We start from the raw sequence: 12029 nt of genomic DNA, 5'->3' as shown, positions 1-12029 counted from the left end.
TTTTATACCATTGTTTCCAACATTTTGAACAATGTTGCAGCAGATTTTTCACCAGCTTGGACGATAAATTCATCAAAACTTTCTGCCGCCTGACCGTCAGCTGTGTCCGAAAGGCTTCGAATCACGACAAATGGTTTGCCTAGCGCTTTCGCTGCTTGAGCAACCGATGCCCCTTCCATTTCCACTGCAAGCACATCAGGAAAATGTTCTTTAATCGCCAACTGTTGCGTTTTAGATGAGATAAAAGAGTCTGACGAGGTAATCAAGCCAACTTGTGCGTCAGGCGCAGCTTTCTTTAACTCTGAAACGAAATAAGCACTACTGTGATAGTAAAGTTCCTGTCCCGCCATTTGCCCAAAGGCATAGCCAAAGGCTGTCACATCAACATCGTGATAGGCCAGTTTATCCGCAACCACGACGTCGCCAACCGCTAACCCTGCGCCAACACCACCAGCAGAGCCACTGTTAATGATGCCATCAACAGCGAATAAGTCAACCAGTAAGCTAACGGCAATCGCGCTCATAACTTTCCCAATCCCTGACTTAACTAGGACAACATTATGCCGTCCGATAATGCCTGTGTAAAATATAAACCCGTGATGACTGGTTTTTTCGGAATGTTGAAGTCTCTCTGCTAAGATTTTTAACTCCTCATCCATGGCAGCAATAATGCCTATTTTCATCTTTATTCACTTTCTAATTTAAATAATTACTTCTTAAATCATTTAAATTTGTTATAAATTCAATAATATCAACTAATTGAGAAGAAGAACTTATAGTAATTAATTCCATTCCAAAATCTTTAATATACTTATTAAATTTATTTCCTATGCCATATTCTGATATTAAATACTTTTTAGCCTTTGAAACTACTACAAATCTATTACTTTTTTGTTTGCTTATTCTATTAGCAACTAGAAATTCTCTCGCTAAATATATTTTTACATCTTCTATTACTTCAGCATTTACATCAAGAATTTTTAAATATTTAAATTGAAGAATTTTGATTTTTTTAGTAATATAATTCAAAACATTAGTAGAAGTCGAGAACTCTAGTACTTTTTTTCTTTCATCAAAAAATATAATCAATTTCAGACCATTATCTAAATGCTGCAAATATTCAATTTCAAGCGAATCGATATAATTTTCTGTATTATATACTTCTTTTCTTACCCTTTCTATTTCATGATTATACAGATCACTATTAAAATTATAAATATCTTGATTAATTTTTTCAAATACTTCTTGTTTATCTGTTGCTCGCATAATTTCACGTTCTTTGATTAATTCGTAAACATCTTTAAATTCAAGAAGATTTTCTCTACATTCATCAATATAGCGTAGTAACTCCTCACTATTTAAAGGTTCAAAAAGAAGAATGGTTTGATTCAATCTATCTAAATATTTTTTATAGTTTTCTTTATCAAACTGTCTAACCCACTCCAAATTACTTTGAAATTCTAAAAACTCTAAAGCACCACAATTGCGCACTTCTAGGCATTCTTTATATGTCTCAATAGAGATCGGAAACTCTACATCTTCAAAAATGTAATCTCCTGTTATTAAATATATTTCTTTTATCAATGAAAACATATAATAATCTTCTTCATTTTGATAAAAACCAAACAACGGTATCTTTTTTTCTAAATCTTCAACACTTTTTAAACCTCTTGACCGATTACTTTTTCCACCATATTTAAATAGAAACTCAAACTCTCTCGTACTTCGCTCTTTGAAACCAGTCAGTAATAGATTGTTTATAATATTTTTATATTTAGCAAAATCAAAATTATCCATTAACCACCCCTATCTTTAAAATTTAAAAACAACCACCGTAATAATCACCAATAAAATCAATAAAATCACAATATATTTTGTGATTTTTTTACCGCGTTCTTCTCTTTTTTGAGACTCAATTCGGCGACTTTTATAGACCTGATTTTTTGCCATTTGAGCCTTTTGTGGCGCAAATTTCTTAATCAGTTGGGTGTCATCTTGTCTGGCTTGCGCGATTTCTCGCTCCAAGCGTTCTTTTTCACGAGCCGCTTGCTGAATCATCTCATCTGTTAATAAAGGTTTAGGCATGTGTCTCTAACTCCCAATACTGGATAGCCAAAATCGTCTTAGCATCCTTAATTTCACCATTTTGGATGAGTGCTTTTGCTTCCGACAATGTCACTTCATAGCGTTCCAAGACTTCATCGTCATCATGTGGTCGTGGCTGTTCTACTTGTGTTAAATTATCCGCCTTATAAAGATAAATCACTTCATTACAAAAACCAGGTGCAGTATAGAACTCAGCGATTTTTTCAACTGATGTGGTCGTCATGCCTGTTTCTTCTTCTAATTCACGCAACATGGCGACTTTCGGATCAGCATTTTCCCCTTTTTCAAGCTTACCTGCTGGAATTTCATAAATCACTTTTTCCAAAGCCTTACGAAATTGGCGCACCAAAATCATTTTTTGTTCTGGGGTAATGGCAAGCACTGCCACGCCACCATTATGAAAAATCAGTTCTCGCTTGGCGAGACCCAAATCCCCTGGCAAGGCAACTGTGTCTAATTTGACATCAATCACTTGCCCTTTAAAAATATTTTCTCGACTTAACGTCTTTTCTTCGAAATCTTCAAAATTCATCGTTTGGCATCTCCGCTTTTATTTCTGATGTCAGGTGTCCTATTTGAGTTGATAGATGGTTCAACGTTCATGATAACTTGGCATAAGTTTGGCACGACCAACTTTATTGACTTGACGGGCGCGCCCAAACGCCATCTCATCTTCATGGACATCATCTGTAATCACAGAACCAGCCGTCGTAATGGCATTTCGACCGATATTAAGCGGCGCAATCAAAGATGAGTTACTGCCGATAAAGGCATAGTCTTCAATCTCTGTTTTATATTTATTTTTACCATCGTAGTTGACGGTAATCGTCCCCGCACCGAAATTAACATGTTCCCCGACCATGGCATTGCCGATATAAGTCAAATGCCCCGCCTTGGTGCCAACGCCAAGCGTAGAGGCTTTGACTTCAACGAAATTACCAACATGAACATTTTCATGCAAAATGGTTTCTGGACGCAAGTGAGCATAAGGCCCTACATTCGCACCGGGCTCAAGCACAGAAAACTCAATCGTCGAGTTCCGGACTTCCGTATTATGGTGCAGTCTCGAACTTTCAATCCGGCTACCTGATGTGATGTGAACACCTTTACTGATGACCGTTTGACCTTTAATCGCAACGTTAGGCTCGATAATGGTATCTGCACCAATTGCAACATCTGCATCGATATAAGTCGTTGCTGGATCAATCAAAGTCACACCATTTAACATATGCTTAGTATTAATCCGTTCACGCATGATTTTTTCAGCCTGCGATAATGCCACACGATCATTGACCCCGATAGATTCATTGAAATCATCTAAAACAAAAGCTGAAACTTTTTTAGCATCGTCTTTGAAAATCTCAATAACATCTGTCAAATAGTACTCGCCTTGCGCATTATCCGTTGTGATATTACTGAGTGCCTCAAAGAGTGCCCGATTATCAAAGACATAAGTCCCAGTATTGATTTCCTGCACAGATTTTTCAAAATCATTGGCATCTTTTTGCTCAACGATTTTAGAGACATGACCGTCTTCTCTGATAATCCGACCATAACCTGTCGGATCGTCCGCTATCGCCGTCAGAATCGTCGCTGTTGCTTTTTCAGATTGATGATAGGCAAATAACTCTGCCAAAGTCTCAGGCCGAATTAACGGCGTGTCCCCTGCGATAACAAGCGTCATACCATGAAGATTTTTTAGTAAAGGCTCAGCAATTTTGACTGCATGCCCCGTTCCCAACTGCTCCTCTTGTTTAACATAAGCAACATGCTCAGGTAAAATGCTTAAAACATCCGTTGCGCCATGCCCAACGATGGCAATCGTTTTTTCAGGCGCAACAGCTTCAGTCGCCGCAATTACATGGGCAAGCATCGTTTTTCCTGCAACTTCATGCAAAACCTTTGGCCGGTCAGATTTCATCCGAGTGCCTTTTCCAGCGGCTAAAATAATGGCGTATTTATTCATCATAATATTGCTCCTTTATATATGCATTGAGACAACGGCTTGATATCCGTCACCACAAGTACTCCCCTATTTTTCGTTTTGACGACACAACATCGTCCAAATCATAAAATCCTTAAGCCTATTATACCAATAAACTTATATTTTGTCTTAAATGACGCGGTCTCATCGCTTTTCTACTTGATTTAGACTTATAATTCCCGACCATTTTCTAGTCTTACTAAAACCTTATCCCGATATCCGTCAGATTTGTGGTAAAATAAAGAAAATAACGAGAAACTTAAGGAGTAAGACATGACAAGGATTGGTTTTATCGGCGCGGGGAAAATGGCATCAGCAATTATTAAAGGACTGGATAAAGAGAAATTCAACATTCACATCTCAGGACGCAATTTTGAGGAGACACAGCAGGCCGCTCAAACACTAGGCGTCAACGGCGCAGCGAGTCACAACGACTTAATTCAAATCTCAGACATCATCGTCCTAGCTGTCAAACCTTATGTGGTCGCAGATATTTTGTCTGAACACCAAACTGAGAAACCAATCGTTTCTATCGCAGCAGGCATTACACTAACAGACCTCACTGCTCTGACAACTGAGACACAATCCATCGTCAGAGTTATGCCTAATATCAACGCCACCATTCAAAAATCAACCACAGGCATTGTCAGAAATGCCTATGTTTCAGATGCTGTTTTCGACATCGTCAAGGCAATTTTTGAAAGTGTCGGCAGTGTTCACGAATTAGCTGAAAAAGATTTCGGCAATTTTACTGCCTTGGCTGGAAGTTCACCTGCTTATATCTATATGTTCATTGACGCCATGAGCCGCGCAGGCGTCCTACACGGTATGCCAAAAGATGTCAGCACCAAAATCGTCGCTGAAACTGTCCTCGCTAGTGCTGAAATGATTCTCAAGTCTGATGAAAACCCTTGGACTTTGGTTGATAATGTTTCAAGCCCAGGTGGGACAACTGTTGCTGGTGTGGTCAGCTTAGAGCAAAATAATTTCGTTGCCACAGTGATTGATGCAATGACCGCAACGATTGAAAAAAATAATACGATGAATCAATAAATTCGACAACACAAGAAGAACATTGCCTAGCAATAGACAATGTTCTTTTTGTGTTTCATCAATTCACTCATAACTAACGGTCAATCTGACTGGAGGCTTGTGCCATAAAACGCAAGATATCAGTTTCTGAAAATTGATTGGTATCACCGTAAATCGTATGTTTAAGGGTTGCTGCTGCAGTTGCAAAATTAACGATTTGTTCATCCTGCCAATCTTCGAGCAGACCATGCAAAATACCTGCTGCAAAAGCATCACCTGTCCCAACTCGATCTACAATCATATCAATCGTGTGAATGTTAGAGGCGGTCAATTTTTGCTTGCGATAAATGAAACCCTGAAGTTGATGATGCGTTGCTGAAATGACTTGTCGTTTCGTGGCATATAAAACTTGCAAATTCGGAAAAGCTGCTGTGATTTTTTGATAGCAAGTCTTTAAATCAACGCCTGCCGTTTGATTTTCAAACAAGTTCAACAAATACTTGGCATCCTTTTCACCAGCTGAACAAAAATCCACTAGTGGTAAAATCTGCTGCAAATATTGACCCGCATCAGCCTGTGATCATAATTTCGATCGATAGTTCACGTCAAAAGAAATCAAACAACCGGCTGCTTTGGCTTTTTTGATGAGTCTCTTAGTTAATTCTTGCCAAGTTTTAGACAAAGCGGGAGTGATGCCCGAAATATGAAAAAGAGTTTTTCCTTTAAACATATCTTTTGCTGCCCAAATGTCAGTTGCCGCTGTCGCAAAAGCCGAATGTGCCCGATCATAAATTACTTGAGAAGCCCGCTGTGCAACGCCTGATGTGAGATAGTAAGTCCCTAAACGAGCCATTTCATCATCAGAAAACTTCAGATAATCTGTCCCAACGCCATATTTTTGTAAATGTTGTTTGACACCCAGTCCCAGAGCATTCTTACGTAGATAACTCGCAAAATAAGACGGATGCCCAAAATTTGCTAGAGAAATTGCGACATTTGCTTCACCACCACCGTAACGGGCTAAAAGTGTTGGTGTATCTGATAAAAGCTGACCTTGTGGCGTTGACAAACGCAACATGATTTCGCCTAATGTTATGACTTCATGCATCACAAACTGCCCTCAGCAATCGCTGCAAAACGTTCGGCATACTGCTTAGCAACTGCTGTGACAGCTTCAAAATCGCCTGTCGCTGCTGGTGCTAAGAGATTCCCTCCAACACCGACTGCAACAACACCAGCCTTAAACCATTCTGCCATGTTATCTAGCGAAACGCCACCTGTTGGCATCAAATTAAGCTGAGGCATGGGCGCTTTAAAACCACTAATAATGGATGGTCCATAGGCGTTACCAGGAAAAAGTTTAATTATATCAACACCCGATTTCAGCGCTGTTTTCATTTCAGTAATCGTCATACATCCCGGCAAGTAGGGAATCTGATAAAGGTTACAGAGTTCAGCTGTTTCACGATCAAAAGTCGGACTAACGATAAAATCCGCTCCCGCCATTATCGCAAGTCGGCTGTAACAACATCTAAGACCGTTCCCGCACCGATGACGACTTTAGCATTATCTTTGTATTTGTCAGCCAATTCAGCAATGACTTGGTCAGCCTGTGGCACCGTAAACGTTATTTCAAGTCCTGTCACACCACCTGCGACAAGTGCATTACTGACTTGAATCGCTTCTGTTTTCGTTGCACCACGAACGACTGCAATCACACCAACCGCTTTTAATTGCTTCAATATTGTTAATTTTTTCATCCTATTCCTATTCCATGTAACCGCCACGCATCGGTGACACAGCTTTTTCTGAGAATTGTTTCAAGACACCTGCTTCAAATTGCCGTTTTTTCGGTTGCCAATCCGCTCGACGTTTTTCTAAAATTTCTGCAATCTCACAAGGCGTTTTCAATTCGCCTGCTGCCCCGACAATCGCAAGTTCACGATCAGCAATGCTCAAACGAATCAAATCCCCTTCACAGACTAAAGCAATCGGACCACCTTCAGCTGCTTCTGGAGAAATATGACCGATGGCTGGTCCTTTGGATGCACCAGAAAATCGACCGTCTGTCAGCAGTGCAATCGTCGTGCCTAAACGCTCATCAGATGCAATTGCCTCTGTTGTATAGAACATTTCTGGCATACCACTTCCTTTAGGTCCTTCATATCTGATAATCACCGCATCGCCTGGATTGATTTTTCCCGTTAAGACAGCATCAATTGCTTCTTCTTCCGAATCAAATGGTCGTGCGCTCAAAGTTGCCTCAAACATTTCCTTTGGAATCGCTGTATGTTTGGCAACTGCACCGTCAGGTGCTAAATTACCTTTCAAGATCGAAATACTTCCGTCATGACCAATTGGATGCTCACCATCTCTGATGATATCTGTCCATTTAGCGCCCCATTTTTCAAGATTTTGACCACATTTTTCATAGTAGCCATTGGCTTTTAGTTCGGCTAAATTTTCGCCTAATGTTTTACCTGTGACTGTCATCACATCTAAGTGCAAGCGATCTTTAATCTGTTCCATCACGCGCGGCACACCACCTGCATAATAGAAAAACTGTGCAGGCCAATCACCACTAGGTCGAATATTTAACAGATATTTTGCGCCACGATGCATGGCATCAAAACGTTCTGCTGAAATTGACAAGCCAAATTCTTTGGCAATGGTTGGAATATGCAAGAGAGAATTGGTCGATCCAGAAATCGCTGCATGTACCATAATCGCATTCTCAAAAGACTTTTCTGTGACGATATCACGCGCCTTCAAACCGCTATGAGCAAGTGCAACGGCACGTTCGCCCGCTTTTTCAGCAAAATCACACAAGTCCTCACTTGTTGCTGGTAAAACAGATGTCCCTGGCAACATCAAGCCTAGAGCTTCTGCGACAATTTGCATCGTTGATGCTGTTCCCATAAATGAGCAAGCACCACAAGACGGACAAGCATTTTGCTTGTAGTAATTGAGTTTTTCTTCTGATATTTCGCCCCGTTTTTGCATGGCACTGTACATGCCAATCTGCTCCAAAGTCAGCAAGTCAGGTCCAGCATCCATGACACCACCTGTTACCATAATTGATGGCAGGTTCAAGCGTCCAATCGCCATCAGATGAGCTGGCACACTTTTATCACAGCTAGCGATGAAAACACCCGCATCAAAAGGCGTTGCTTTCGCATGAATTTCAATCATATTTGCCATCATATCACGCGATGGTAGAGAATAATTAATCCCATCATGGCCTTGAGCCTGTCCATCACAAATATCCGTACAAAAATATCTTGCGCCAAATCCGCCAGCTTTTTGAATACCCATTCGAGATTTTTCAACAAAATCCATCAAATGGGCACTTCCCGGATGACTGTCACCAAAAGAACTTTCGATGATAATTTGTGGTTTGGCTAAATCTTCTAACTGCCAGCCTGCACCAAGTCGAAGGGGATCCATTTCAGGTGCGATTTTTCTGATTTCTTGACTTTTTAACATGGTTTAACTTTCTATTTGTCCGATAATTTCTTTCGCATTAAAATGTTCAAAAGAAAAATTAAGCTTGTATTGATTAGCTAATTCTGGGAAAAGAATCATCGTCGTCACTTCTTTACCTTGACTCTTGAGGTAGTCAAAATCAACAATTGCAAGCAAAGTCTCTGCTGTGACCTTATCTCCTACTTTAACCTTCAACTCAAAGCCTTTTCCCTCTAATTCAACCGTATCAATGCCGATATGAATGAGCGTTTTTACCCCTTTTTGATCAATGACTATGGCGTGTTTCGTCGGAAAAATACTTTCAATGACACCTGACATCGGTGCATAGATTTCTTGAGTTTCTGGTACAATTGCAAAGCCATCACCCATTATTTTTTGTGAAAAAACAGGATCATTAACTTTTTCTAGTACAATGACTTGCCCTGTCGTACTGGCATGAATAGTGATTTGTTTCTTTCTACTGAATAACGCCATCTCTGTCCTCTTAATTTAATCTAACTGTTCGCCGTTGCTTGCAATCACTTTTTGATACCAAGCAAAGGATTTTTTCTTAATTCTTTTCAGTGTCCCTTGATTGGCATCGTCCTTATCTACGTAAATGAAACCGTAACGTTTGCTCATTTCACCAGTAGAAGCTGATACCAAGTCAATCGCTGACCATGTCGTATAACCAAGCAACTCAACGCCATCTGCAATGGCTTCCTTCATCGCTTTAATATGATCACGCAAATAGGCAATGCGATAATCATCCTGAACTTGCCCGTCTTTATCAACCGTATCCTTAGCGCCTAAACCATTTTCAACTAAAAATAACGGTTTTTGATAACGATCATACAGGGTATTCATCGTAATTCTAAGTCCTAGAGGATCAATCGCCCAGCCCCATTCACTTTTTTCCAAGTAAGGATTTGGCAATGACTTGACAACATTCGCTTCACTTGACTGTGTCATCTGATGACTAGCACAGCGTGAGGCGTAGTAGCTAAAGGACACAAAATCAACGGTATGTTTCAATATCTCAAAGTCAGCCTTTTCGATTGCCAAATCAATCTTCTTTTCGCGAAAGAGACGATGGGTATAGCTTGGATAGTAGCCACGAACTTGCACATCGATGAAAAATAAATTTTCACGATCTTTATTTAAAGCTGCCCAAACATCATCAGGTCGGCAAGTTTCAGGATAGAAATCCCCACCTGCCAACATACAACCGATTTGATTTTCTGGATTAATCTCATGGGCAAGTTTCGTCGCGAGACTGCTAGCCACTAAGACATGATGTGCCGCTTGATATTTGACTAACTCTTTATTGTCGTCCGCTTTAAAAACTAAGCCTGCACCTGAAAATGGACTGTGTAGTAAAATATTGATTTCATTAAAAGTCAACCAGTATTTAACCAAGCCGTTGAAGGTCTCGAAACACGTTTTGGCATACTTGACAAAATGATCAATCATCTCACGACTGCGCCATGAGCCAATCTTTTCAACCAAATACATAGGGGTATCAAAATGGCAAAGTGTAACTAAGGGTTCAATCCCATATTTTCGACATTCTTCAAAAACAGCTTGATAAAAATCCAGTCCTTTTTGATTAGGTTGTGTTTCATCACCATTTGGAAAAATTCTCGTCCAAGCAATTGAGGTCCTAAACACCTTGAAGCCCATTTCAGCCATGAGCTTAATGTCTGATTTGTAGGTATGATAAAAATCAATCGCTTCATGACTCGGATAATAAGCCTCAGGATTCAAGGCTAGATTTTCTGTCAATCCAAGTTTAATTCCCAAACGTTTTGTCCCATGTGGAATCACATCGACAGTCGATAGACCTTTGCCATCTTCTAAATAAGCCCCTTCTGATTGGTTGGCTGAAATGGCGCCCCCCCAGAGAAAATCATCTGAGAATTTTATGTTATCCAATGCTTATTCTCCTTCTGGTAGATCATCAAAACCGATGACTAGTGTCAAAACAAATGATAAGACAACTGCTAAAACCATGACCACTACAGTCCACAAAATTGACATTGAATCTTTCGGATCAAAGAATTGCACAGCAGTCGCAACACCCGGTGCAGCCATTGAACGACTTGCCAAGCCTGCTAAACCAGCAACAGCACCACAGACGAAACCTGTAATAAGAGAGGCAATAAGTGGGCGTTTCAAACGAACAGCAACACCATAAAGACCCGGTTCAGAAATCCCAGCTAAGATAGCTGACGATGCTGCTGCCAGTGATGTGTACCGCAATTCATGGTTTCTTGTTTTCCATGCAACGGCAAGAGCAACACCGCCGAGCGACAAATTAGCGCCAATTTCACTTGGCATAACCATGCCTTCCATACCAGTTGCGGCAATCGTCATTAAAATCGTTGGTGTAAACACACGGTGCATCCCTGTAATAACGAGCAAAGGCCAAATCGCACCCATAATCGCAACCGCTAAGAAGCCGAGGTGATCATGAATCATATAAACTAAACTTGAAATACCATTACCAAACCAAACGCCTGCAGGTCCTACTAACATAATCGCAATCGGTGATGCAACTAAAAAAATTAACATGGGTTTCAAGAAGTTTTTAGTTACTTCTGGTGTGATGCGTTCAACACCACGTTCAATATAAGACAGTAACCAAGTCATTACAAGTGCTGGCACAACGGTATAGGTGTACTTAACAGAGGTCATCGTGATGCCGAGAAAAACAACATGTGTTGGATTTTCAGCATCGGCGATAGAAGCCATAATTTCAATAAAACTTGGATGAACTAGCGCGCCTGCAATCCCCATAGCGATAAACATATTGGTATTGAATTTTTTAGCCGCTGATGCCGCTACCATAATCGGTAAGAAGAAGAAAGCACCGTCACCCATAATGGTCAATAATTTATAGGTATAGCTTGTATCTGCTAAAATTCCTGCCATATTTAATAACAAAACGAGCAATTTAATCATTGAGCCACCGATAATGGCTGGTATCAAGGGACTCATCGTTGAAACTAAGGCGTCTAAGATATTGCTACCGATTTTTTTAGGTGTTAAAGGTTCTTTGATAGTCCCTTTAGCAATTTCACTTTCATTGCCAAAATGACCTAACTTTAAAACTTCTGTGTAAGCTTTTGCCACAGCATTACCAATGATAACCTGATGTTGTCCACCATTAATGACATAACCCATGACACCATTAATTTTTTTTAGACCATCAGCATCAACCTTCTGATCATCCTTAAGCACAAAACGCAGTCGCGTCATACAATGCGTGACACCTGAAATATTGTCAACGCCTCCAATTTTTTCAACAATTTCCTTAGCGATACTCGCGTAATCTTTTGCCATAACAACTCCTCTAATTCTTTAATATCTGTATTGTAACCTGAATCGGTAACGCTTACAATACTTTTTAATGCTTTAAAAACAAGATGAAGCAGATAAA

Annotated in this window: 10 protein-coding genes and 2 pseudogenes; 1 reads left to right on the top strand and 11 read right to left on the bottom strand. The window is 40.1% G+C overall.

Features of this window, described 5'->3' with window-relative positions:
• Positions 1-2: 2 nt before the first annotated feature.
• From ACYQ21_RS00185 to glmU, 5 genes are read right to left on the bottom strand one after another with little or no spacing between them, the layout of a single operon-like run.
• The gene (locus ACYQ21_RS00185; protein ID WP_460053937.1) at positions 3-683 is read right to left on the bottom strand and encodes a 5'-methylthioadenosine/adenosylhomocysteine nucleosidase; all 681 of its coding nucleotides are present in this window, start codon (positions 681-683) and stop codon (positions 3-5) included.
• 13 nt (positions 684-696) lie between these two features.
• Positions 697-1797: a hypothetical protein gene (locus ACYQ21_RS00180; protein ID WP_460053935.1), complete on the bottom strand. Its 1101-nt coding sequence runs from the start codon at positions 1795-1797 to the stop codon at positions 697-699.
• A gap of 15 nt (positions 1798-1812) precedes the next feature.
• Positions 1813-2085: a cell wall synthase accessory phosphoprotein MacP gene (gene macP, locus ACYQ21_RS00175; RefSeq protein WP_460053933.1), complete on the bottom strand. Its 273-nt coding sequence runs from the start codon at positions 2083-2085 to the stop codon at positions 1813-1815.
• Entirely contained in the window at positions 2078-2638 is a 561-nt protein-coding gene (locus tag ACYQ21_RS00170; RefSeq protein WP_460053932.1) for an NUDIX hydrolase, read from the bottom strand. Before ACYQ21_RS00170 ends, macP begins: the two co-directional genes overlap by 8 nt.
• 60 nt (positions 2639-2698) lie before the next feature.
• On the bottom strand, positions 2699-4072 hold the full coding sequence (gene glmU, locus ACYQ21_RS00165) for a bifunctional UDP-N-acetylglucosamine diphosphorylase/glucosamine-1-phosphate N-acetyltransferase GlmU (RefSeq protein WP_460054060.1): 1374 nt from the start codon (positions 4070-4072) through the stop codon (positions 2699-2701).
• A gap of 291 nt (positions 4073-4363) precedes the next feature.
• Here glmU and proC point away from each other — a divergent pair, with 291 nt between their 5' ends.
• On the top strand, positions 4364-5143 hold the full coding sequence (gene proC / locus ACYQ21_RS00160) for a pyrroline-5-carboxylate reductase (RefSeq protein WP_460053931.1): 780 nt from the start codon (positions 4364-4366) through the stop codon (positions 5141-5143).
• 73 nt (positions 5144-5216) lie between these two features.
• On the opposite strand, the pseudogene ACYQ21_RS00155 reads toward proC, so the two are convergent.
• The 6 genes and pseudogenes from ACYQ21_RS00155 to ascF all read right to left on the bottom strand — a co-directional run bounded on the left by ACYQ21_RS00155 (position 5217) and on the right by ascF (position 11932).
• Positions 5217-6230 (bottom strand): annotated as a pseudogene (locus ACYQ21_RS00155) (sugar kinase).
• A pseudogene (locus tag ACYQ21_RS00150) lies at positions 6230-6882 on the bottom strand (bifunctional 2-keto-4-hydroxyglutarate aldolase/2-keto-3-deoxy-6-phosphogluconate aldolase). The pseudogenes ACYQ21_RS00155 and ACYQ21_RS00150 overlap by 1 nt, the downstream one beginning before the upstream one ends.
• 7 nt (positions 6883-6889) lie before the next feature.
• A complete protein-coding gene (ilvD, locus tag ACYQ21_RS00145) occupies positions 6890-8608 on the bottom strand; it encodes a dihydroxy-acid dehydratase (protein WP_460053929.1) in 1719 nt (572 codons plus the stop codon).
• 3 nt (positions 8609-8611) lie between these two features.
• Positions 8612-9082: a PTS glucose transporter subunit IIA gene (locus tag ACYQ21_RS00140; protein WP_460053927.1), complete on the bottom strand. Its 471-nt coding sequence runs from the start codon at positions 9080-9082 to the stop codon at positions 8612-8614.
• Between the two features lie 15 nt (positions 9083-9097).
• Positions 9098-10513 (bottom strand): 6-phospho-beta-glucosidase, encoded by a 1416-nt coding sequence (gene ascB / locus ACYQ21_RS00135; RefSeq protein ID WP_460054058.1) that lies wholly within the window; start codon positions 10511-10513, stop codon positions 9098-9100.
• 12 nt (positions 10514-10525) lie between these two features.
• Positions 10526-11932 carry a PTS cellobiose/arbutin/salicin transporter subunit IIBC gene (gene ascF / locus ACYQ21_RS00130; protein ID WP_460053925.1) on the bottom strand — a complete coding sequence of 469 codons (1407 nt, stop codon included), beginning with the start codon at positions 11930-11932 and terminating at the stop codon, positions 10526-10528.
• Positions 11933-12029: the final 97 nt, after the last annotated feature.

It is taken from the genome of Pseudolactococcus yaeyamensis (genome assembly GCF_054658615.1).
The sequence above is the reverse complement of the archived record's forward strand: the minus strand, read 5'-3'. Positions and strand labels throughout refer to the sequence as shown.